The following is a 22862-nucleotide window of genomic DNA, read 5'->3' as shown; positions in this document are numbered from 1 at the left end:
GTGAGGATAAAAAGCCAGCAGAAACGGCGTGCCGTCGACACAACGATAGGAATCGAAGGTCTGGGCCGATGCCGGCGCTGTCGAAGCAACAACTCCCGCTGCGAAAATCGCCGCCCAGCCGATCGTGGCCCTGTGCCATTTCATAGTCGCCCCCGCAGCCTCATCCCGTTGAAGGATGTTCGCCTGCAATAGCGCCGGGAACAACAGGTGTACAGGTGCGCGAAAATGCGCTTACGCCGCGGCCTCCATCTCCATTTCGGCGTCGAGATCGGCGATGACATCCTCGAACGCGGAAATCGCCTGCTGAACAGCAGCGATCTGCATCAATTCCCAGCCGCTGACCGGGCCATTGCGGTTTTGCAAGGCGACCACCAGGTCCCGCCGCTGCTCCTTGAGCTGCACGAGCGGCAAACCGTGGTCAGGCAGGTGCTTCAACATGCTTCAACCCCTCACTTGAGCGAACCCTACCCATAGCGCAACCGTTCTGCGTTTCGCTTACAAAACCCCCGCAAATTTTAACAATCGCTAATAAGTGCTGGAATACGGGCCTTTCTTCGCGCAACCGTGTTGGATTTGATCGTTTTGGCCGCATTGCCACCGGGATTTTACGGACGATAGTGTTCGGCCTCACCCGCTTTTGGAGATGCCTCATGCAAGGAAAGATCATCGTCGTGACCGGCGCCTCCGGCGCGCTCGGCAAGGTCGTGGTGACTACGGCGCTGGCCAAAGGCGCGAAGGTCGCCGGTATCGATCACGCGGCAACCACGATCAAGCCAACTACGGAACGCATCGAGTTTGGCGGCGTCGATCTGACCGATGCGACCGAAGCCAAAAAGGCGATCGACGCGGCCGCTTCGCATTTCGGAAAGCTCGACGCGCTGGTCAATATCGCCGGAGGCTTTGCGTTCGAGACGATCGCCGAGGGAGATCCGAAGACATGGCAGCGCATGTATGCGCTCAATGTCCTCACCGCGCTGAATGCGTCTCGCTCGGCGATCCCTCACCTGACCAACTCGGCAGCGGGACGGATCGTCAATGTCGGCGCGATGGGCGCATTGCAAGCCGGCGCTGGCATGGGCGCCTATGCCACGTCGAAAGCGGGTGTGCACCGCCTCACCGAGGCGCTTGCGGCGGAGTGGAAGGGCAAGATCACCGTCAACGCGGTGCTGCCCTCGACGATCGACACGGCTGCCAACCGTGCCAGCATGCCGAAGGCGGATTTTGCGAAATGGGTCAGGCCGGAAGAACTTGCCGAGGTCATCCTGTTTCTCGCAAGCGACGCTGCAAGCGCGGTGACCGGGGCGCTGCTTCCGGTCAACGGACGCGTCTAGGCGCTAATCCGGCACCAAGAGGCGCAACTTCGATTTGAAGCGGATGCTCTGCTTTCCCGCGAGCGCTATCCCGTCGCTCTCCGCTGTCTGGTCGTCATAAGTTCCGGTGAAGCCGATCGTGACCACCTTGCGCTCCCAGATCGGCCTCTCGCCAAAGCTCGGGGTATGCTCGAGATTGGTCACCTCGCCCTTCCACTTGCCGTTGGCGGCGGTGTAGGTGCCATAGGCGTAGAAAAACGAATCTCCGCCGCGCAGCGTGCCGTCGCGTACCACCATCACGCCCTGGTTGCCGCCGATTACACCGTCGAGCATTTCGACGGTGATGTGATAAAGCCCATTTCTGATCATCGTCACGCCCACAAGAAGTACATAGCTGATCTGGAGTAAAATGCGCGGGTGAGTCGCTCTTGGTCCTTCCGGAAAGCTTCACCTTGGAAACCGCGCTTTATCTGCCCGTCAAACGCTTTCTTGAAAAGCTCGGCTTTACGGTCAAGGGCGAGATCGGCGGCTGCGACCTTGTGGCGCTCTCCGGCGACGACCCCCCGATCGTGGTGATCGGCGAGCTCAAGCTCTCCTTCAACCTCGAACTGATTTTGCAGGCGGTCGACCGCGCTGCCGCCAGCGACGAAGTTTGGCTCGCCGCCAGATTTTCCGAACGCGGCAAGGGACGGGAGAGCGATGCGCGCTATCGCAATCTTTGCCGCCGCCTCGGCTTTGGCATGCTCGCGGTCACCAAGTCCGGCACGGTTGAGGTGATCGTCTCCCCGACGACGTCCCCTCGCCGCGATTTGAAGCGGCGCTCGCGGCTGATCACCGAACATCGAAAGCGTCAGGGCGACCCGGCGCTCGGTGGCAGCACGCGCGCACCGATCATGACGGCCTATCGGCAGCAGGCGCTTGCTTGCGCCTCGGCCCTATCGCACGGGCGGCGCAAGGTGCGCGAACTCAAGCCGGCGATTCCCGACGCGCCGAAAATTCTGCTGCACAACGTCTACGGCTGGTTCGACCGCGTTGAGCGAGGCGTCTATGTCCTCACGGACGCAGGCCGCGCCGCGCTCAAACGATGGCCGCAGCAACCGATCGAGCTCGCGGGCGTTGAGGTCGCGGCGCCCTGAGCCGGAGAGCGCCCGACACCCGAACATGCATAGCTGAGTTGCCACGCCAGTTTCATATTGCAATGCAACATACGCGTCCTTATGTCTGCCGCGACAATTTGAGGGGGCCGGCGATGAGCCAGGATTGGAACACCAAATATGGACCGCGGCGCGTTCGGCGAGATCCGCCGACGCTTGAGGAAGCGATATTCGCGGCGGCTGGCATCACCGAGGACCTGGGTGAGCAAGCGGAGATCGCGGCATCGCTGATGGGCATGCCGCTTGATGCCGTTACCGCCGAGGTGAAGAAGACGAGCCGCATCCAGGCACGTTCAGCAACCCGCGTGATCGCTGGCGAACAGGGCGCGCAGCGTTCAGTCGTCGTGGAACGCCGTGTGGTGCGGAAGTTCGGTAACGACAAGCGGACCGGCACGTAAGGATATCGCGGCGCGCCCTGAAACTCTCGCGCCGTTGTTCGTCAGCTATGCAATCTTCCAGCCGTAGAGCCCCAGGAAAAACTTCCAGTAAGCGCGATTGAACTGCACGACCGCGCGCAGTGCATCGAGCGGCGTGACACCTGCGGACCGCGCCGTTTCCGGTTGTGGTTGTTGTTCCAGGTCGATCGTCCCGGTGGATTCGCCGTAACGGAACGTCAGATGCGCGCCAAACTTGTTGGCGAGCGCCCGCATTGCATCGTTTTGAGCGCCGGTCGTGATCCTCAACGTGCGGTATCCCTTGGCGCGCGCTTCCTCGATGAGTTTTCGGAACAGAATGCTGCCGACACCCTGGCGGCGCAGACCAGCCTCCACGCTGAAGGCGATCTCGGGCTGCAGATCAGGAGACGTCTCCGGCGGATGCAGCTCCGCCGCACCTCGCACCACGCCGTCTTCGAGATAGGCGATGATGACAGTTCCGTCGCTGGCGCATTTCGCGGCGTAACCCTCGATGAAGCTATTGTCCATGAAGCCGTGGAAGCGGTCGTGGCGGCTTCGTTGATCGAGCCGGAGCAGATGATCCCTGAGCAGCGGCAGCTCTTCCTGCTGGCTCAGCGTCCGAACGGTGCCCTTGGCAGCCTTCGAAGCCGTGACGTCGTGGTAGCTCACTTTAATCTCCTCTTTGGTCACCCTCGAGGAGGCGTCGAATCCCTAGGCCATCTATATTGTGCATCGCAACATGAAATGCAAGACCGTCTATGCCTTGGAGAAATCGTCGTTAATTCCCTTTGATCAGAGAACCATTTGAGTCTGGGTCACGATCGCTACGAGCTTTCCATCCTCGGTCTCAACCCGGGTTTGCCAGACCTGCGTGCGCCGCCCGCGATGGATCGGCGTTGCGGTCGCGATAACCGTGGTTCCTTCCTTCGCTCCTCCGATGAAGTTCGTCTTGCTTTCAATCGTGGTCGTCCCTTTGGCGTCCTCGGGCAAATTGATCACGGTTGCCGCGGCGCCAACTGAGTCCGCCAATGCCATCGCCGCCCCGCCGTGAAGGATATGACCGAGCGTGCAGAGATCGGGACGGACCAGCATCCGGGCGACAATGCGATCCTTGTCGGCTTCGACAAAAGTGACCCCCTTCAGCTCCGCAAATGGCAGCTTCATCGACCGAATTTTTTCAAGCGGCGTCATTCATAGAGCTCCGATTTCGAAGGCTTGGCGTCAGGTTTTCAACCACCGCTCGCCTGGGCAAGCCATGTTCCATTCTACATACCGGTTTGAGAATCGCGACCGTCTCAATAGACTTCGCGCGGACACCTCAGCTGCAACGGGAAATCTCCGATGACCGAACGTCATGTCCGATCTTCGATGGCAAATGTCGGCATCCAGGCCGTACGGGGAAAGCTCTTCTTTCTGATGGTTCTTGGACCGCTCGCGCTTGCCGGTGCGGCACAAGCGACGGTGCTTTCGCGCGAGCAGGACATCACCGACTTGAAACTCGGACAGCGCGTCAGGATCGATGACGGAACGTGCCCCGCGGGCCAGATCAAGGAAGTCTCCGGCGCCAAGATGACGGAGACGGGTGTGCTTCGGGGACGAAAATGCGTCCCCCGCGGCGGTCCCAAGGTGAAATAGGCTCGCGCCGGTACCTCTCTAGGCCAATGCGCAAGCCTTGGTCGGCCACCGGGCGAGCGCGTCGGCCTTTGACCGACAATGCGCAACCAGGACAGGCATTCGTCCATATTGGCGTGGCGCGGATTCCGTCGCAACCTTTCCCGAGCTTGTGCGTTAAGGCGTCAATCTGCCGGGGAGAACGTCATGGGCGAACGCGCCATCGATGTCGGCAACCACATCAAATCGAAAGTGGACAGCGCAGGAATTTGTGGCGCCATGGCGCAGCAGCGCCGGATTGACGGCGCCGACGACAACGAATCAACGCCACAAAAATTTGTGCAGCTGGTGGGATGTCGTGATCCCAATGCCGGCAAAGTGCCGTTGAAACGTCCTCGCCCGCCATCGCCAAAATCTTGAGCCCAAACTCCTGAGCCCAAAATCCCGAACCATTGCGTCTCGCTATTGAACGAACTCGCCGCACTTCTGAACGGCGGTGTCAGCGGCTCCCCACGGCATGATCGGCACCGACGAGGTTGAATTCTTCGGCGAGCCTTCGATCAGCTTGTCAGAGTAGACCATGTAGACCAGCACGTTCCGCTTGGCATCGCAGCCGCGCACGATCTGCATTTTCTTGAAGAAGAGCGAACGGCGCTGTCTGAACATGTCGTCGCCTTGCCCCATCTTGCCCTTGAAACGGATCGGGCCGATTTGTCGGCACGCGAGTGAAATGTCCGACACTTCCTCAGCAACCCCAAGCCAGCCCTTGATGCCGCCCTTCTCGGGCACGGTGAAATGACATGCGACGCCCTCGACCTCCGGATCATCGATACCGTAGGTCGCAAGCTTGTCGTTGGGGCTGAGCAGTTTGAACACCGTGGAGCGGCGGAAAATCAGATCCGGCTCATCGGCTGCCAGCGCAGGCACCGCTGCGAACGTGAGCAGGGCCGCGAGTAACAGCCTGATTCTCCAACTCCCGTCATAAGATCGGCGTGCGGCACGTGCCATGAAGGCCTCCTCGAATCTGATTGCGGATTTTGGGGGTAAATTGCCTGCCTGATGAATCGTAGGATCAAAGGGGCCGGCAAAGCGTTGATCCGGCGTGACTTTGATTTGGAACCTCGAGAAATAAGGGCGGGCGACGGTATCGGGTGCGGATTTCCAACGACTGGCTGGCAATCGGATGTAGGGTCTGGCCTCATCGCCGGAAAGGCCTGAGTTAGCCCGCCGTTAACATTAAGTGAGGCTTTTTTGTTACGCTCAGGTTCTAAATCACAGGCTTTGTAAGCGTTGAACTGGTGATGGCGTAGCCCGTCTGCAACATTCAACCGGAAGCTGGAAAACGGAAGGCACGCGCGTGAGCGGACTTGGGGTTTGTTTTCGGGGTGGGCGGCGTTGGCCGCTTGCCATTCTTGCGACCGCAGGAACGTTCGTTCTGTCGCAGCAAACGGAAGCCGCCATCTACTATTGGCAAGACTCCGGAACTGTCGTCACCGAGCCAGCCCCGAAGGCGAAGGCGCGCCACACCAAGGCCTCTCGCCGTGGCGAAAAGAAATCCGAACTCGTCGAGAAGGACGCGAAGCCGCAGGGGCCGCTGATCATTTCGATCTCCATCGCCCAGCAAAAGCTTCGCATCTACGACGCCAGGGGTCTGTTCGCGGAGTCGCCGATTTCCACCGGCATGCCCGGCCATCCGACTCCAATGGGCGTTTTCAGCGTCATCCAGAAGCAAAAATTCCACCGCTCCAACATCTATAGCGGCGCACCGATGCCGTTCATGCAGCGGATCACCTGGTCCGGCGTTGCCATGCATGCCGGCGTACTTCCGGGACATCCCGCCTCGCACGGCTGCATCCGCATGCCGATGGCCTTTGCCGTCAAGATGTACGGCTGGACCAAAATGGGCGCGCGCGTTGTCGTCACGCCCGGCGATGTGACGCCGGCGAGCTTCTCGCATCCGCTGCTCGCAACGATAAAGGTCGTGCCGCAGCCGGTCGCGGTCGAAGAGACGAAAGCGGACGTCGCTCCGGTCAAAACTGCGGAAAAGCTAGTCCAGATCGAGGCAAGCACGGTGCCCGCACCGATCGAAACCAAAATCGAACTGCGGTCGACTGTCGGGCATGTCGGCGAAGCGAAATCCGAGGAAAGCCCCCCTTCCACGGCCACGAAAACCGCCGACGCAAGCGGCGCGCTGCCGACCTCGCTGACAACGAACGCGACGGCTGCGCGTGAGCCTGACGCCGCGATATCGCAAGCCGATCCGAACGCAACGAAGCGTGACGAAACGACTGCCTCGGATGAAAAGTCCATCAGCGAAAAATCGGACGAGGCCCAGCCGGAGAAGATTGCTGCCAAGCCAGCCGAGCCTCCCAACGATCAGGCTGCAAAGCCGGAGACCGCGCCTGCGGCGCAGGAAGCGACCAAGGCCAGCGATACTGCAACTGCAACCGCCACCTCTGCGACCGAGGCGCCGAAGAGCAACATCGCAGCCGAAGCTGCGGTCCAGAAGGATGCTGCCAAGGCGACAGCCGCAGTTCCGCCGGAAGCCGCGCCTGCAGCTCAGGCGACGCCACCCGCCGCAGCGCCCGAAACCTCGCTCAAGGCCGACCTGAAGGGTAAACCCGATCCGGGCTTCGCTTTCCAGGGCACGGGACAGATCGCGGTCTTCGTCAGCCGCAAGGATTCGAAACTGTACATCCGGCAGAATTTCGCGCCGCTGTTCCAGACACCGGTGACGATCGCCACTGATGTGAGGCCGCTCGGCACTCACATTTTCACTGCACAGGTCGACGGCAATGATCGCAACGCCCTGCACTGGTCGGTGGTCTCGCTGCCCGTGCCCGCCAAGGCCGAGCGGCGCGCTGAAGTAGAGCGCCTTGCGCGCGGTCGCAAGTTCGCCAACGCAGTCCCGATCGAGGCCAAGCCGCTGCCGATGCCCGACAGTCCGGCAGAGGCCTTGGATCGCCTCAGCTTGCCTTCCGAGGTCATGGCGAAAATCTACGAAGCCCTGTCGACGGGCGGATCGATCATCGTCTCCGATCAGGGCATCGCGGCCGGCGAAACCGGCGAAGGAACGGATTTCATCGTTTCGCTGCGCTAGAAAACCGGTTTCCAATCATCCCGGCCACGCCTAAAAGACGGCCGGCATGGACTCCTCTGCGACCTCAACGCTTCCGCGCACCCGCCTTGATGCCCTCGCGCCGCTGACCTTTCTCGGCTGGCGATGGGGATTGGCCGCCGTTGTCATCGGCCTTGCGGCGTCGTTTTTCCTCTACGGCTACGCGCTGGTCTATTGGCGCAATGCCGATATGGACTTCATGGTGATCTACAACGCGCTTGCCCTCAACGACGGCAAGCCGCAACACTTCTTCGACCACACCGGTTATCTCACCATCGTCTCGGTCAAGGTCTGGCTCGAGATGTTGCATGCACTCGGCCTGCTGAACACCTGGTCGCTCTCCAGCATGCCGCCGGCTTCCAATCCTGAAGCCTTCGATGCCGCCATGACGAGCGTCGTCCGCGCTGGCCGCCTGCTTGCCTGGCTGGCCGCAACTGGTGCGGTGCTGATCTTCGCCGGCCTGATGCGCGCGATCGTGCGCGACTGGCGACTTGCCCTGGTCGCGACGTTTGCATTCGCATTTTCCGGCGGTCTTGCCGTGCACGCGCGCATCCTGCGCACCGAGCTTTTGTCGGCGTGCCCGGTGATCTGCGCGTTGATGATCCTGATCGTGATCGGGCGGCGTGCGAGCATCGCGCGCCCGTTGTGGATGGCGCTCGCCGCCGCCCTTTGCGTGCTCGGCCTGTTAAACAAGGTGCAGGCGATCCTCCTGATCGCGGCATTACCGCTGTTGATCTTGCCGTTCGGCGACCCGGAAAGCGAGAGCGTTGCCTTTTGGCGCGAACGCCGAACCGCATTCCTGGCTGTCATTATCTCGGCGATCGCCGCCATTGCCGCGATCTGGACAGCGTGGCCGCTTGTTTCGACCGGATTCGATCGCGCGCTTTTGGATGCGGCGGGCTTTCACCCGCTCCTGCTTGGCCGCTTTGGAACCTACCAGGCGGCGCTACTGATCCTGATCGGCGCGTGCATGCTGGCCTACGCATCGATCTGGCGGATCAGCGCGGCGGAGACGCTCGCATCGATGGCCGCGGTTGCGGCCGGCGCTGCGCTGGCGTTGCTCGTGCTCAACCTCGACTACAACACCCGCAACGTGATCGCGGTGTTCAATCCCGTCGAGAAGATGCTGCAATTCGTCGATGCGACGACGGCTGCGGCCGCCAACCAGTCAAGCATGACAGATATCGTTCGGCTGCTGCTCGATGGCATCGGCTCGGTCGCGGCGCGCTACTCCTTCGTCCTTCACTCCTCGCCGCGCCCGACGGTTTTTCTGATCTGGCTGATCGTGCCGGGTATCGTCTATGCATGGACGCGCGGTGAAAGGCAGGCGGCGATCCAGGCCTTGCTGCTGCTCCTTGCGGCGGCCGGCATCGACACCCTCGGCGTGCGGCGAGGACTGAAGTCCGAATATTTCATCTTCACAGATCCCTTGATCATCCTGGCAGGCGCTGTTCTGCTCGATCGGCTGAACGATCTGCGTTTCCACAAATGGGCCTTCCTGATCGCGGCGGCTCTTTTCTTCTTGCAGATCGTGGTCAGCCAGGCTGAACCGATCAAATACGCCTTGATGCGCCGCGGACCGGAGTCCGTATGCGAGTGGAACCAGTACTACATGCCGCTGATGCCGCTACCCTGGTGCCCAGTGCGGCGACTTTGAAGTTCCTGATCCCCCGGAGAATCCCGGAGACTGCCAACGCCGATATAGCGTTACGCCGCAACTCGGTTATGATGGATGAAGGCGGGGAAGCCGTGCGGCAGGCCATCAGAAGGCTTTGCCGGGCGCGGTCAGAGCACAAGGAATACCAGGATGCGGATGGCGGCAGGATTGATCTTTGCAGGCGCGATTTCACTTTGCGCAAGTGGAGCGGCGTGGTCGCAAACCCCGCCCGCCAAGACCGATGCCAAGCCTGCTGCGGCAGCCGCTCCTGCTCCCGCCGCAGCGCCTGCCGCGGCAAAAATACCCTGCTCCAATCCTGATGCGCTCGGGATCGGCCGCGTCGTCGAGATCGACACCACCGGTGGGCCGGGTTTTGGCTTCGAGCATTTCAAGCAGCTCGACTTCCTGCGCGACAAGGAGGTCGTGCTGACCTTTGACGACGGTCCGTGGCCGGAGAACACGCCCTCCGTCCTCAAGACGCTGGCCAACGAGTGCACGACCGGCATCTTCTTCTCGATCGGCAAGCATGCAACCTATTATCCCGAAATTCTCAAACAGGTCCTGGCCGCCGGCCACACCATCGGCTCACACACCTGGTCGCATGCGACCCTCACCAACAAGAAGCTGACCGAAGACCAGCGCAAGGAAGAGATCGAGAAAGGCTTTTCAGCCGTCAAGTGGGCGCTGGGAGGCGTTTCTCCTGCACCCTTCTTCCGTTTCCCGGCGCTGCAACATCCGCCGGAGATGGTGACCTATCTCGGCACGCGGAATATCGCGATGTTCTCCTGCGATCTCGATTCCTTCGATTTCAAGGCGAAGAACCCGCAGCAGGTCATCGACGTCACGATGAAGAAGCTCGACAAGCTCGGCAAGGGCATCATCCTGATGCACGACTTCCACAAGCATACCGCCGAAGCGTTGCCGACTTTGCTGCGTAAACTGAAGGAAGGCGGCTACAAGGTGGTGCAGATGAAGGCCAAGGCACCCGTCGAAACGCTTCCGCAGTACGACGAGGAAGTGTTGAAGGACGCCAAGCTGCCGACCGTCAGTTCGCGGCCGGTATCGAGCGTGGTGCAAACGATTTCGGAATAGCGTTCGAGGATCGCAATCCCGCCGTGTCGGCGCTTCGTATCGACGGTTATGTAATCGTGTCCGCCGACGGAATGTTGGCGGATGCGAGCGGGGTCATGCCGGAGGCGCTGAAATTCGAGGGCGACAAGCGGTTCTTTACCGCCGCGCTCGATTCCGCCGACCTGATCGTTCACGGCCGTCATTCGCATGAAGGGCAGCCGAACTCGCCGCGGAGAAAGCGGGTTGCCGTGACGCGAACGATCGCCGGTGTCGCTGACGACCCATTAAATCCCAATGCCACCCTGTGGAATCCCGCAGGCGCGCCTTTCGAGGCCGCGTGCAACCATGCCGGCGTTCACGCAGGCACCGTCGCTGTCATCGGCGGCCCCAGCGTATTCGACATGTTCATGGATCGCTTTGACACGTTCTGGCTTTCGCAGGCGTCCAAGGTGCGCCTGCCCGGCGGAGAGGCTGTTTTCTCCGGGGTGCCAGGCCAGACGCCGCAGCAAATCCTGGCGCAGCACGGTCTCAAGCCCGGCAACGCACAAGTCCTCGATGAGGCCAACGGCGTCACCGTGACGCCGTGGCAACGCAAGCCTTAGACGTCAAAGGCCTTAAACGTCGTAGGCCGCCTCGCGAGCCTTGGCCGCGCGGCCTGATCCGGCGATCATGAACAAGGCACCGATGAGCGACAGATTCTTCAGCGCGTGGACGAGATTTCCTCGCGCTTCAGGCCCGGTCTGATTCCAGAAGTCGTGGAAGTAGAACGTGGCGGCTGCCACAAACAGGATCAGGATGATCGCAAAGAAACGCGCGCCAAAGTTGAGCGCGATCAACACGCCGCAGATCACCTCGATCGCGCCGGAGGCGATCGCCAGCAGCTGCGCCGTCGACATTCCCGTCAGCGTTTCGAGCTGCTGGGTATAGGGAGCCACGATCGCGGGAATGACGATCTTCTCCGTCATCTGAGCGGTTGCCGTCAGGTCCAGGAGCTTCGAAGCTCCGGAGACCACGAACAGTACGCAGAACAAAACTCGTCCAAGGTGAACTAACGCTGGCATCATCGGCCTCTCTGGGTCGGCAGGCTCAGGGATCGCGGGACACGATTATGGGCGTTCCGCGCAGGCTTTTCAAACGTCAATCCGTGCCCGGCTTGCTGCGCCAGCCGGCCTTCTCGCGACCGCTAACCGAACAGCGAAGGCTGCAGGCGGCCGGACGGTTCCTGCGCCTCGACGGCCGCGATCGCCGTCATATTGAGAATGCCACGCGCCGTCACCGACGGCGTGAGAATATGCGCCGGCCGTGACGTTCCGATGAGGATCGGACCGACCGGCAAGGCATCTGCCACCGCCTTGATCATTTGATAAGCAACGTTGGCGGTGTCGAGATTGGGCATGATCAGCACATTTGCCTCACCTTCGAGGTGCGAATGCGGCAGGACCAGCTTGCGGGCGGCTTCAGAAAGCGCAGTGTCGCCCTGCATTTCACCGTCAGCCTCGATTTCGGGATGTTTCTCGCGGAGCAGTGCCGTGGCGCGGCGCATCTTGCAGGAGGATTCCGTATCGAAGCTGCCGAAATCGGAATGCGAGACAAAGGCGATCTTGGGCTTGATGTTGAAACGCTGAACATGAACGGCCGCCAGCGCCGCCATTTCTGCGATCTCTTCCGCGCTTGGATCCGGCCGCACCTGGGTGTCGGCGATGAAATAGGATCCTTTGCGCGTGATCAGTAACGCCAGCGCTGCAAAATCGCTCACCCCCGGCCGGAAGCCGATGATTTCCCGGACATGGCGCAGATGGCTCCGATAGCCGCCTTCGACACCGCAGATCATGGCGTCGGCCTCGCCGCGGCTGACCGCGAGCGCGGCAATCACGGTGGCATTGGTGCGCACCAATGTTCGCGCGTTATCCGGCGTGACGCCATGCCGGCCGGCAATGCTGATGTAGGATTGAACATAGGAGCGGTAGCGCGGATCGTCCTCGGGATTGACGAGATCGAAATCCTTGCCGGCCTTGATCGCGAGGCCGAACCGCTTGATCCGTGCTTCGACGACCGACGGACGTCCGACGAGGATCGGTCGAGCCAGGTTTTCTTCCAGCACCACCTGCGCCGCGTGCAGAACGCGCTCGTCTTCGCCTTCCGCGTAGATGACCCGGACCGGCTGGGTCTTCGCCTTGGCGAAGATCGGCTTCATGATCAGGCCGGAGCGAAACGCGAAGCGCTCGAGGTAGGCTGCGTAGTCCTCGAATTTCTCGATCGGGCGCGTCGCGACGCCGGTCTCCATCGCGGCCTTGGCAACTGCCGGCGCGATGCGCAGGATCAGGCGCGGGTCGAACGGTCCCGGAATGAGCGAACCCGGGCCAAAGCCTTGCGCCTGCCCGCTGTCGAAGCCGGGCGCCAGCGCATCGACCGGCGGATCACGGGCGAGCTGCGCGATCGCATCGACCGCGGCCTTCTTCATTTCCTCATTGATCGCCGTCGCGCCGACATCGAGCGCGCCGCGGAAGATGAACGGGAAGCACAGAACGTTATTGACCTGGTTGGGGAAGTCCGACCGGCCGGTGCAGATCATGGCATCGGGGCGCGCTTTGCGCGCTTCGTCCGGCATGATCTCCGGATCCGGATTGGCGAGCGCCATCACCAGCGGCTTCTCGGCCATCTGCTGGACCATCTCGGGCTTCAGCACGTTGGGCGCGGAAAGTCCGAGGAAGATATCGGCGCCCGGAATGACGTCGGCCAGTACGCGCTTGTCGGTCTTCTGCGCATAGACCGACTTCCAGCGATCCATCAGCTTGGCGCGGCCTTCGTAGACGACGCCTTCGATATCGCAGACCCAGATGTTCTCGCGCCTCGCGCCCATCGACACCAGAAGATTGAGGCAGGCAAGCGCGGCGGCGCCCGCGCCCGAACAGACGATCTTGACGTCAGACAGTTTCTTGCCGTTCAGGAACAGCCCGTTGGTGATGGCCGCGCCGACGATGATGGCCGTGCCGTGCTGGTCATCGTGAAAGACCGGAATTTTCATCCGTGCCTTGAGCTGGCTCTCGATCTCGAAGCAGTCAGGGCCCTTGATGTCCTCAAGGTTGATGCCGCCGAAGGTCGGCTCCAGCGCCGCGACCGTCTCGACCACGCGCTCGATGGTGTCGGCGGCGATCTCGATGTCGAAGACGTCGATGCCGGCGAATTTCTTGAACAGCACCGCCTTGCCTTCCATGACGGGCTTGGAGGCGAGCGGTCCGATGTTGCCGAGGCCAAGGACCGCTGTGCCATTGCTGACGACCGCAACCAGGTTGGCGCGCGAAGTGAGCGAGGCGGCTTCCGCCGGGTTCTTGGCGATTTCGGTACAGGCGCACGCGACGCCCGGTGAATAGGCCAAAGCGAGGTCGCGCTGGTTGGCGAGCGGTTTGGTCGCCTGGATTTCGAGTTTGCCGGGCCGCGGTAGCCGATGGTAGGCGAGCGCTGCGGCGTGAAGGTCTTCGGAAATGGACATTCGCTTCCCCCGGGGGCCTACTGTGCCCCGAAACAAATCTCGGTGGTATCCGCCAGTGATGCGGCTAGTTTTGCGGCAGATTGAGCCGGATGTGAAGCTCGCGCAACTGTTTCGGCGTGACCTCTGAGGGGGCACCCATCATCAGATCTTCCGCCCGCTGATTCATCGGGAAGAGAACGACTTCACGCAGGTTCTCCTCACCGCACAACAGCATGACGATCCGGTCGATACCGGGCGCGATACCGCCGTGCGGAGGTGCGCCAAGCGAAAGCGCGCGAAGCATGCCGCCGAACTTCGCCTCCAGTACGTCCTCGGGGTAGCCCGCAATCGCAAAGGCCTTCTTCATCACATCCGGGCGGTGATTGCGGATCGCCCCTGACGAAAGCTCGGTGCCGTTGCAGACGATGTCGTACTGGATGGCCTTGAGGCTCAGCAATTTCTCGTGGTCGTTTGGATCGAGCTTCAGAAATTCCTCCGGCTCGATGTTCGGCATCGAGAACGGGTTGTGCGAGAAGTCGATCTTCTTCTCTTCCTCGTTCCATTCGAACATCGGGAAGTCGACAATCCAGCAGAACTTGAACTGACCCTTTTCGATCAGGTTCAATTCCTCGCCGAGCCTGGTGCGGGCCGAGCCTGCAAACTTCCAGAACTTGTCGGGATCGCCGGCAACGAAGAAAGCCGCATCGCCTTCCTTCAATCCGAGTTGCGCGCGGATCGCTTCCGTGCGTTCCGGCCCGATATTGTTGGCAAGAGGACCTGCGCCCTCGCCGCCTTCGCGCCAGAAGATGTAACCCAAGCCCGGCTGGCCCTCGCCTTGCGCCCAGGAGTTCATGCGGTCGCAAAAGGCGCGCGAGCCGCCGCCTTTCGCCGGGATCGCCCACACCTGGTTCTTCGGATCTTCCAGCATTCGCGCGAACACCTTGAAGCCGGAGCCGCGGAAATGATCCGAGACCACCTCCATCTCGATCGGGTTGCGCAAGTCGGGCTTGTCGGTGCCGTATTTGCTCACGGCCGTCGCATAGGGGATCGACGGGAATTTCTGGGTGACAGATTTGCCTTCCGCGAACTCCTCGAACACGCCGCGCATCACAGGCTCGACCGCGTTGAACACGTCGTCCTGGGTGACGAAGCTCATCTCGATATCGAGCTGATAGAATTCGCCGGGCGATCGATCGGCGCGGGCGTCTTCGTCGCGGAAACACGGCGCGATCTGGAAATAACGATCAAACCCAGCGACCATCGTGAGCTGCTTGAACTGCTGCGGCGCCTGCGGCAGGGCGTAGAACTTGCCCGGATGCAGCCGCGACGGCACCAGAAAGTCGCGCGCACCTTCCGGCGAGGACGCAGTCAGGATCGGGGTCTGAAACTCGAAGAACCCCTGCTCTTTCATCCGCTTGCGGATGGAATCGATGATCTGGCCGCGCTTGATGATGTTTTGGTGCAGCTTCTCGCGGCGAAGATCGAGGAAACGGTACTTAAGCCTGATGTCTTCAGGATATTCCTGCTCGCCGAACACCGGCATCGGCAGTTCGGCCGCCGGTCCCAGCACCTCGATTTCAGTTGCGTAGACTTCCACGAGGCCCGTCGCCAGTTCCAGATTGTCGGTGCCCTCGGGGCGCCGCCGTACCTTGCCGTCGATCCGGACCACCCACTCCGAGCGCAGCTTTTCGGCCACCTTGAAGGCCGGCGAATCCGGATCCGCGACGCATTGCGTCAGGCCGTAATGGTCGCGCAGGTCGATGAACAGGACACCGCCATGGTCACGAATGCGATGGCACCAGCCAGACAGACGAACGTTCTGGCCGATATCGCTCTCCCGGAGCGCGCCGCAGGTATGGGACCGGTAACGATGCATCGAGTTTCCATCAGTCAAATGTTGGAGAATCGGGTGGCTCAATAGCCTGCCCGAAGAGGTTGAGGGTTTACCCGAGGCCGTCCGGCGCGGCAACCGACCAAAGCCCCTCCAGAAGCCACGAAACGGCGGAAACTTCGTCCTTTCGCAACCTCTGGATTGTCTAATGTCCGCATATGCCTATCTTGATGGCATGACGGTGCATTTCCCCTTCCAAAACACCTATACGGCGCTCCCGGACGGCTTTTTCGCGCGGGTCGCGCCGACGCCGGTGGCAGCCCCCCGGCTGATCAAATTAAATCGACCGCTGGCGGTCCGACTGGGGCTCGATCCCGACCTCCTGGAGACCCCGGAGGGTGCCGAAATCCTCGCCGGCAAACGGCTGCCCGACGGAGCCGAGCCGATCGCCATGGCCTATGCCGGCCACCAGTTCGGCTATTTCGTGCCGCAGCTCGGCGATGGCCGCGCCATCCTGCTCGGCGAAGTCGTCGATATCGACGGCGTGCGGCGCGACATCCAGCTCAAGGGTTCGGGACCGACGCCATTTTCCCGCCGTGGTGACGGCCGCGCCGCGCTGGGTCCGGTGCTCCGCGAATATATCGTCAGCGAGGCGATGGCGGCACTCGGGATTCCCACGACGCGCTCGCTTGCCGCAACCATCACCGGGGAACACGTCATGCGCGAGACTGCGCTGCCGGGTGCCGTCTTGACCCGGGTGGCCGCGAGCCACATTCGCGTCGGCACGTTCCAGTATTTTGCGGCGCGTGGCGACACAGATGGCGTCAAGCGCCTCGCTGATCACGTGATCGCCCGACACTATCCTGATCTAGCGGGTGCCGAGCAGCCCTACCATGCCTTGCTCGCTGGCGTGATCGCACGACAGGCCGATCTCGTGGCACGCTGGCTTCTGGTCGGCTTCATCCACGGCGTCATGAACACCGACAACACGTCGATTTCCGGCGAGACGATCGACTATGGCCCCTGCGCTTTCATGGATCATTACGATCCGGCAGCGGTGTTTTCCTCGATCGATGAACAGGGCCGCTACGCTTACGCGAACCAGCCACGGATCGCGCTCTGGAATCTGACGCGGCTCGCCGAATGCCTGCTGCCGCTGTTTTCCGACGACAAGGACAAGGCGATCGAACAGGCGCAAGCGATACTTGCCGAGTTTCCGGGGAAGTTTACGAACGCCTATAACGCTGGCCTGCTCCGGAAGATCGGCCTGTTCACCGAGCAGGACGGCGATGATGCGCTTGTGCAAGACTTGCTCGACGCCATGGCCAAAAACCACGCCGACTTCACGCTCACTTTCCGCCGCCTCGGCGACGCCGCCGAGGATGAGACCTACGGCGACGTGCGTTCGTTGTTCGCTGAACCCGCAGCGTTCGACGAGTGGGCGGCGCGCTGGCGGCAACGCATCAGCGCCGAGCCACAAACACCTGCGATGCGCGCTGCAGTCATGCGGAGCGTCAACCCCGCTTTCATTCCCCGCAATCACCGGATCGAGGCTGTGATCGAGGCAGCCGTCAACCGCGACGACTTTGCTCCATTCGAGGAGCTGCTTACGGTTCTATCGACACCCTTCAAGGAGCAGCCGGCGTTTGCGGACTACGCCAGTCCGCCCGAGCCGCATCAGCGCGTGCTTCAGACCTTCTGTGGAACATAAATCGTTAACCCTCCGCAGAACATTGCCCGCGCCAGGCACCACGAAGCGCGCGAAATTAAGCGGCGTTCAATCGCTTCCCAGCAAACCTGCCGGTTTGTTTGGGGGGTTTTTCCGTGGACGCTTTGGTTTTCGAATTCATGGGCCTGGCGGTGGTTGGGCTTTGCGTCATTGTCCTGATGGTGCCCAGTGCCAGGCGGCCATCGGAACGGCGCGTGCGCGACCTCTGACCGGCAATCCTCCAAGAAAAATCGTGACAACGGCTTGCGCGGCGTCGGCTGCCGTTTGCGTTACACCGTGACCAAAGCGTAGAATTCGGTCTCGACTCTGCCGCAAGGCCCTTGACATGTCAGCGCTTTCGGCCGAACGCCCTTCGGGAAAGCGCCATGGACCATTTATGGATCTAATTACCACGACCGCGGAACTTTCCGCCTTTTGTGATCGCCTCGCCAAACACCGGGTCATCACCGTCGACACCGAATTCCTTCGCGAGACGACCTATTACCCGCTGCTGTGCGTGGTGCAGATGGCGAGCGCGGACGAGGCGGCGGTGATCGATGCACTCGCCGACGGAATCGACCTCAAACCTTTCTTCGAGCTGATGGCCGACGAAAAGGTGCTGAAGGTCTTCCACGCCGCCCGCCAGGATATCGAGATCGTCTGGCACCGCGCCGGCATCGTTCCGCACCCGATCTTCGACACGCAGGTCGCCGCCATGGCGCTCGGCTATGGCGACTCGATCGCCTACGACCAGCTGGTCGAACGCGTCACCGGTCATCGGCCCGACAAGACCCATCGTTTCACCGATTGGTCGCGGCGGCCGCTGACCGAAGAACAGATGCATTACGCGCTCGCCGACGTCACCCATCTGCGAGACGTGTTCGCAGCGCTCGATGCCGATCTCAAGAAGCGCGGCCGCAGCGACTGGGTGAGCGAGGAAATGGAGGTTCTGACCAGCCCCAGAACCTACGACTTTCATCCCGAGCGCGCCTGGGAGCGGCTGAAGACGCGGGTGCGCAAGCCGAAAGAATTGGCGGTGCTGATCGAGGTCGCAGCATGGCGCGAGCAGGAAGCGCAAAGCCGCGACGTACCGCGCGGCCGCATCCTGAAGGACGATGTCGTCGGCGATATCGCGACCCACGCGCCGACGAGCCTTGAAAAACTCGCCAACCTGCGTTCGCTGCCGAAGGGCTTTGATCGGTCGAAATGGGGCACGGATATTGTCGCCGCCGTACAGCGGGGCCTTGCGCGCGACCTTGCCGCGCTGCCGAAGATCGAAAGGCCGCGCGGCAATTCCAACGGCGCAGCGATTGTCGAACTGCTCAAGGTCTTGCTGCGCATGACGTCGGAACGTCACGCCGTGGCCAGCAAGGTCATTGCGACCGTCGACGATCTCGAACAGATCGCCGCCGATGACAACGCCGATGTCGGTGCGCTGCACGGCTGGCGCCGCGAACTGTTCGGCGAAGCCGCACTCGCGCTCAAGCAGGGCCGGCTCGCGCTTGCGATCGAAAAGGGGCGGGTCGTAAAGGTCGACCGCCACTGACGAACAACTCGCATTGTTGCGGCCTTTTATCGCCGTTGGGCTTGTCTGGCGATGCTTTGGCGGCCCCCGATACTTCCGCCAGCGCCACTGATAGAATATAAGTTTCCGTGCATGTTGAGCTGGCGTGCCTTCTCGATCGCGGCCGAGATCATGCCAGCGAGTTCGCCCAGGCCATTTTTAGAACTCGCCATTTTTTCGGTATTCCGGAGTGCTTGCGTTGAATATCGACGATCCCGATCATCGCGGGGACAAGTTGCTGCAACTGCTTCGCGACAATGAAATCGACCTCAATGTTGTCGAAGGATTGCGGCTCGTCGTTGCCTTCCGGAAAATCAGGGATGCCGCCGATCGACGGATGCTGATCGAACTCGCCGAGCGTCTCGCAAAATAGCCGGCCGGCGCTAAATCACCTGTCCGCGATGCCGCGCGCAAGCAGCACGCGAAAACCGTTCGGCTACCATTTCACTTCGACGCCAGCCGTACCCTGGTGAGACTGGAAGGCGGAGCGAAACTTGCCGTCATAGTTGAGGTAGAGGCGCACGGTGTTGGTGAGGCTCAGCGACAGCGCAGCGCCTGCATCCGCCCCGTACTGGCTTTCACCGATACCCTGCACCAGGATGCTTTGAGGTCCGAGGCTGACGGTGATCGCAGAGAGTTTCTGTTCGAAATTATCGACGAACTTGCCATAGGCCGACAGGTCCACGATCTTCTGATCAACGATCCAGTAGTGACCGACTTCTACGCCGAGCAGCATTCGCGACCGATCGAGCGTCGCGCCGCTCGCCGAAACCGGATTGAGGCCTCCCATCTCCTGGAAAGAGCCGGTTGAAGCGTGAACATATTCAAGCGCGGCTTTCGGCACGAGCCGGCTTTGGTCTGCGGTCCAATAGTAACTGAGCTCGGTCAGTACGCCGTCGATCTGCCCGTCATAGCCTGCGGTCGCCATCCCGAACCCGGTGTCGCGGCTTGAGTTGATCTTTCCAAAACCGTGAACGGCGGCCATCGCCCAGGTCCATGGTCCCTTGTCGATCGAGGCGTTGAAGCCAAGCTGGGTCAGATCGAGGGTCGCCGACTGAAACGCCAGCGGCACGTCGATTCCGGTTCGGCTTTGATCGATCGAAAATCCGACGTTCACGCCGGGCGCGATCCGCGCGCCGAAACCCGCAACGCCGCCTGATGTTGAACGATGATCGCCGACGAAAACACCTAGCGGACCGGTCGTGCCGGAAATCCCGTAGAGTTCGCCCCAGCTGCGAAAAGGCTGGCCCTCGAGAGACTCAGAGGCGCCCCCGCCACCCGGATTGCTGCGCGAGGCGCGGCCGAACCCCCCGCTCGCCTGATCGCCAAGTCGCTCCAGGAAATTGCTTCCGAGGTTCGCGACCGTCGCTCCGGCAGAGAGGTCGGTCATCGTCGACATCGGGACCGGGGTGGGTGACGGCGTGGGCGTTGGCGTCGGCGGCGGCGTTGGACTTTGCGCATGAGCCGCTGGCGCCAAAAGTCCGACGACAAGCGCCAGGACGAGGAAAAGCGCCCTTCCCGGCAAAAGGCAGGCACCCCGCGACGACCGCAATGACCCGCCCATTTGCGCCGTTTTCCAAAAAAAGGGCGTTCAGCCCGACAACCAATTTGCTTTCAATTGAGGGGGATTTGCCTGCAGTTCGCTAGCAGCGTCAATCGCTCCTGACCCTTATCTGAAGGCAATTGGCGTGCCTTGTTGTAGCCAAGCCACACCCGCCCGAGGCGTCCGAGACGACCCGGCGATTTTCCCCAAGCGCCCCAAACGCTTGCTAACGTGCAAATTTCGTGTTGCAATCCCTGTCACAATCGGAATTCGGCCGATCGACTGTGCTTTCGCGACTAGGACATTCAGCAGACATCCGGAAAGCCCGCTTGTGGCGCGGCACGCAAATCGCGTGGCGCGTCTTCTTTACGTCTAGACCAGGAGACAGGCGATGCAAAAAGGCACCGTCAAGTGGTTCAACCCGACGAAGGGTTATGGGTTCATCAAGCCGATGGTCGGCGATAAGGACGTGTTCGTCCATATCTCTGCCGTCGAGCGCGCTGGGCTCACCACCCTTAACGAGAATCAGGTTATCGAATACGACCTTGTCGAGAATCGCGGAAAAACTTCCGCCGAAAATCTCAAGGTCTCTTAAAGCCTCGTCACGATCCGCGTAAGCAATCCTGATGCACCCCCGGCCCTGCCGGGGGATTTTGTTATCTATTCCTTCGCCGGCCGCGGCGAGATCAAGCTGCCGGCGGCGTCCGCCTCGTCGGTCAGGCGACAGACCGCACCATCCAACCGCAGCTTTCCGCGCGCAAGAAGCCGCAGCGCATTCGGGTAGATCTGATGCTCGATCGTGAGGATCCGCTCTGACAGCGTGTCCGGCGTGTCGTCATCACGAACCTCCACCACACCCTGCATGACAATGGGGCCTGCGTCAGTCTCGGGCGTGACGAAATGAACCGTTGCTCCCGAAACCTTCACGCCGGCGCTCAAGGCCTGGCCATGAGGATCAAGTCCGGGGAAAGACGGCAACAGCGAGGGATGGATATTGAGCATTTTGCCGTACCACGCCTGCACGAACTCAGCGGTGAACAGCCGCATGAAGCCGCCGAGGCAAATCAGCTCGACCCGGTGATCCTCAAGCGCCGACTGCAACTTCTCTTCAAACGCGGCGCGATCCTTTCCGAACGATTTGCTTTCGATCGTGACGGTCGGAACGCCCTCTTTGACCGCGCGAGCAAGCCCCGCCGCGTCCGCGCGGTTTGAAATCACAACCGCAATCTCGGCCGGAAAGTCATCCGCCTTGGCCGCCTCGACAAGAGCAACCATGTTCGAGCCGCGTCCCGAAATCAGGATGGCGACGCGGGGCTTCGAAGCCCCCCGATGTGGCCCCGCCTTCACCATGAAAGATCGAGGTGGCCGTTATAGACCACGCGGTGATCGCCCTGCACCGGGACGACTTCGCCCAGCGCGGTCACGCTTTCACCGGCATCGGACAGAACGCGCGTGACGGCCTCGACCGCACCGGGCTCGACGACCGCGATCATGCCGATCCCGCAATTGAAGGTGCGCAGCAGTTCGAGTTCGGCGATGTTGCCCTGCTCCGCGAGCCATTTGAAAACCGGCAACACGGGAAGCCGGGCCAGCTCAATGCCGACGCCCAGATGCTTCGGCAGCACGCGCGGAATGTTGTCAGTGAAGCCGCCGCCGGTGATATGCGCGAGCGCCTTGACCGCGCCGGTCTCGCGGATTGCTCGCAGACAGGACCGAACATAGAGCTTGGTCGGAGCTAGTAACGCGCCGCCTAGCGTCATGACTGGCGAGAATGGCGCGGGGGCGTCAAAGCCAAGGCCGGAGGCTTCGACAATCCTGCGCACCAGCGAAAAACCGTTGGAGTGAACGCCTGACGACGCCAGCCCCAGCACAGCATCGCCTGCGGCAATGCCGGCGCGCGGCAACAGCGTGCCGCGTTCGGCCGCACCGACCGCAAAGCCGGCAAGATCGTAGTCGCCGTCCTTGTAAAGGCCCGGCATTTCGGCCGTCTCACCGCCGATGAGCGCGCAGCCGGATTCGCGGCAACCCTCCGCGATACCTGCGACGATTGCAGCCGTCGCCTCCGGATCGAGTTTGCCGCACGCGAAATAATCGAGAAAGAACAGCGGCTCCGCGCCCTGCACCACGAGATCGTTGACCGACATGGCCACGAGGTCGATGCCGATACCGCCATGCAGATTGGTGTCGATCGCGATCTTGACCTTGGTGCCGACGCCGTCGGTTGCCGCCACCAGAACCGGGTCCTTGAAGCCTGCGGCCTTGAGATCGAACAGCCCGCCAAAACCGCCGATTTCAGCTTCGGTCCCAGGGCGCGCCGTGGCGCGAACCATCGGCTTGATCAGGTCGACCAGGCGGTTGCCCGCATCGATGTCGACCCCGGAATCCGCGTAAGTGAGCCCGTTCCTGCGCTCAGCCATGACCTGTTCCAATT

At 61.6% G+C, this 22862-nt stretch carries 24 protein-coding genes; 13 read left to right on the top strand and 11 right to left on the bottom strand.

The features are described from left to right. Positions 1–231 precede the first annotated feature (231 nt). Positions 232–438: a hypothetical protein gene (locus VFB05_RS22025; protein ID WP_325016136.1), complete on the bottom strand. Its 207-nt coding sequence runs from the start codon at positions 436–438 to the stop codon at positions 232–234. A gap of 212 nt (positions 439–650) precedes the next feature. Between VFB05_RS22025 and VFB05_RS22020 the strand changes: the two genes are divergently transcribed. Then, complete coding sequence (locus tag VFB05_RS22020; RefSeq protein WP_325016134.1) at positions 651–1331, top strand: SDR family oxidoreductase; 681 nt, start codon at positions 651–653, stop codon at positions 1329–1331. A 3-nt stretch (positions 1332–1334) separates the two neighbouring features. Here the strand turns inward: VFB05_RS22020 and VFB05_RS22015 are convergent, their stop codons facing one another. After that, the gene (locus VFB05_RS22015; protein ID WP_325016132.1) at positions 1335–1679 is read right to left on the bottom strand and encodes a hypothetical protein; all 345 of its coding nucleotides are present in this window, start codon (positions 1677–1679) and stop codon (positions 1335–1337) included. Positions 1680–1762: 83 nt separating this feature from the next. On the opposite strand from VFB05_RS22015, the gene VFB05_RS22010 reads away from it, so the two are divergent. Together VFB05_RS22010 and VFB05_RS22005 are read left to right on the top strand one after the other, a co-directional pair. Continuing rightward, on the top strand, positions 1763–2446 hold the full coding sequence (locus tag VFB05_RS22010) for a DUF2161 domain-containing phosphodiesterase (protein ID WP_325016130.1): 684 nt from the start codon (positions 1763–1765) through the stop codon (positions 2444–2446). Positions 2447–2559: 113 nt separating this feature from the next. Continuing rightward, a complete protein-coding gene (locus VFB05_RS22005; protein WP_325016128.1) occupies positions 2560–2862 on the top strand; it encodes a hypothetical protein in 303 nt (100 codons plus the stop codon). A gap of 45 nt (positions 2863–2907) precedes the next feature. Here VFB05_RS22005 and VFB05_RS22000 read toward each other — a convergent pair whose 3' ends face one another. Both VFB05_RS22000 and VFB05_RS21995 read right to left on the bottom strand, forming a co-directional pair. Beyond that, on the bottom strand, positions 2908–3528 hold the full coding sequence (locus VFB05_RS22000) for a GNAT family N-acetyltransferase (RefSeq protein WP_325016126.1): 621 nt from the start codon (positions 3526–3528) through the stop codon (positions 2908–2910). 123 nt (positions 3529–3651) lie between these two features. Then, the gene (locus tag VFB05_RS21995; RefSeq protein ID WP_325016124.1) at positions 3652–4050 is read right to left on the bottom strand and encodes a PaaI family thioesterase; all 399 of its coding nucleotides are present in this window, start codon (positions 4048–4050) and stop codon (positions 3652–3654) included. Between the two features lie 225 nt (positions 4051–4275). Here VFB05_RS21995 and VFB05_RS21990 point away from each other — a divergent pair, with 225 nt between their 5' ends. Together VFB05_RS21990 and VFB05_RS21985 are read left to right on the top strand one after the other, a co-directional pair. Further along, on the top strand, positions 4276–4494 hold the full coding sequence (locus tag VFB05_RS21990; protein WP_325016147.1) for a DUF6719 family protein: 219 nt from the start codon (positions 4276–4278) through the stop codon (positions 4492–4494). Positions 4495–4677: 183 nt separating this feature from the next. Beyond that, the gene (locus VFB05_RS21985) at positions 4678–4890 is read left to right on the top strand and encodes a hypothetical protein (protein WP_325016121.1); all 213 of its coding nucleotides are present in this window, start codon (positions 4678–4680) and stop codon (positions 4888–4890) included. A 42-nt stretch (positions 4891–4932) separates the two neighbouring features. On the opposite strand, the gene VFB05_RS21980 is transcribed toward VFB05_RS21985, so the two are convergent. Then, complete coding sequence (locus VFB05_RS21980; RefSeq protein ID WP_325016120.1) at positions 4933–5478, bottom strand: CreA family protein; 546 nt, start codon at positions 5476–5478, stop codon at positions 4933–4935. Between the two features lie 349 nt (positions 5479–5827). Here VFB05_RS21980 and VFB05_RS21975 point away from each other — a divergent pair, with 349 nt between their 5' ends. The 4 genes from VFB05_RS21975 to VFB05_RS21960 all read left to right on the top strand — a co-directional run bounded on the left by VFB05_RS21975 (position 5828) and on the right by VFB05_RS21960 (position 10918). Then, positions 5828–7570 (top strand): L,D-transpeptidase, encoded by a 1743-nt coding sequence (locus tag VFB05_RS21975; protein WP_325016118.1) that lies wholly within the window; start codon positions 5828–5830, stop codon positions 7568–7570. A gap of 46 nt (positions 7571–7616) precedes the next feature. Next, entirely contained in the window at positions 7617–9245 is a 1629-nt protein-coding gene (locus tag VFB05_RS21970) for a hypothetical protein (RefSeq protein WP_325016115.1), read from the top strand. Between the two features lie 150 nt (positions 9246–9395). Then, positions 9396–10337, top strand: a complete 942-nt coding sequence (locus VFB05_RS21965; protein ID WP_325016113.1) for a polysaccharide deacetylase family protein — start codon at positions 9396–9398, stop codon at positions 10335–10337. A 71-nt stretch (positions 10338–10408) separates the two neighbouring features. Further along, a complete protein-coding gene (locus VFB05_RS21960; protein ID WP_325016145.1) occupies positions 10409–10918 on the top strand; it encodes a dihydrofolate reductase in 510 nt (169 codons plus the stop codon). 12 nt (positions 10919–10930) lie between these two features. On the opposite strand, the gene VFB05_RS21955 is transcribed toward VFB05_RS21960, so the two are convergent. From VFB05_RS21955 to aspS, 3 genes are all read right to left on the bottom strand, one after another. Then, positions 10931–11377, bottom strand: a complete 447-nt coding sequence (locus tag VFB05_RS21955; protein ID WP_325016143.1) for a DoxX family protein — start codon at positions 11375–11377, stop codon at positions 10931–10933. 122 nt (positions 11378–11499) lie between these two features. Further along, positions 11500–13806 carry an NADP-dependent malic enzyme gene (locus tag VFB05_RS21950; RefSeq protein WP_325016111.1) on the bottom strand — a complete coding sequence of 769 codons (2307 nt, stop codon included), beginning with the start codon at positions 13804–13806 and terminating at the stop codon, positions 11500–11502. 64 nt (positions 13807–13870) lie between these two features. Further along, entirely contained in the window at positions 13871–15661 is a 1791-nt protein-coding gene (gene aspS / locus VFB05_RS21945; RefSeq protein WP_325016109.1) for an aspartate--tRNA ligase, read from the bottom strand. 190 nt (positions 15662–15851) lie between these two features. Here aspS and VFB05_RS21940 point away from each other — a divergent pair, with 190 nt between their 5' ends. The 3 genes from VFB05_RS21940 (at position 15852) to VFB05_RS21930 (ending at position 19261) form a co-directional block, all read left to right on the top strand. Then, positions 15852–17327, top strand: coding sequence for a protein adenylyltransferase SelO (locus tag VFB05_RS21940; protein WP_325016141.1), 1476 nt, complete (start codon positions 15852–15854; stop codon positions 17325–17327). Between the two features lie 394 nt (positions 17328–17721). Continuing rightward, entirely contained in the window at positions 17722–18870 is a 1149-nt protein-coding gene (gene rnd / locus VFB05_RS21935) for a ribonuclease D (RefSeq protein WP_325016107.1), read from the top strand. A 217-nt stretch (positions 18871–19087) separates the two neighbouring features. After that, on the top strand, positions 19088–19261 hold the full coding sequence (locus tag VFB05_RS21930; RefSeq protein ID WP_325016103.1) for a hypothetical protein: 174 nt from the start codon (positions 19088–19090) through the stop codon (positions 19259–19261). Positions 19262–19324: 63 nt separating this feature from the next. Here the strand turns inward: VFB05_RS21930 and VFB05_RS21925 are convergent, their stop codons facing one another. After that, positions 19325–20278: an autotransporter outer membrane beta-barrel domain-containing protein gene (locus tag VFB05_RS21925; protein WP_414643235.1), complete on the bottom strand. Its 954-nt coding sequence runs from the start codon at positions 20276–20278 to the stop codon at positions 19325–19327. Positions 20279–20822: 544 nt separating this feature from the next. On the opposite strand from VFB05_RS21925, the gene VFB05_RS21920 reads away from it, so the two are divergent. Beyond that, positions 20823–21026 (top strand): cold-shock protein, encoded by a 204-nt coding sequence (locus tag VFB05_RS21920; protein WP_072825325.1) that lies wholly within the window; start codon positions 20823–20825, stop codon positions 21024–21026. Positions 21027–21091: 65 nt separating this feature from the next. On the opposite strand, the gene purN is transcribed toward VFB05_RS21920, so the two are convergent. Then, entirely contained in the window at positions 21092–21781 is a 690-nt protein-coding gene (gene purN, locus VFB05_RS21915; protein ID WP_325016098.1) for a phosphoribosylglycinamide formyltransferase, read from the bottom strand. Beyond that, entirely contained in the window at positions 21775–22848 is a 1074-nt protein-coding gene (gene purM, locus VFB05_RS21910; RefSeq protein ID WP_325016096.1) for a phosphoribosylformylglycinamidine cyclo-ligase, read from the bottom strand. The genes purN and purM overlap by 7 nt, the downstream gene beginning before the upstream one ends. Between the last annotated feature and the right edge of the window lie 14 nt (positions 22849–22862).

Origin of the sequence: Bradyrhizobium sp. (genome assembly GCF_035652035.1) — a bacterium.
In the GTDB taxonomy this organism is placed as follows: domain Bacteria; phylum Pseudomonadota; class Alphaproteobacteria; order Rhizobiales; family Xanthobacteraceae; genus Bradyrhizobium.
Note: the sequence above shows the minus strand (reverse complement) of the source record. Positions and strands in the feature narration are given on the sequence as shown.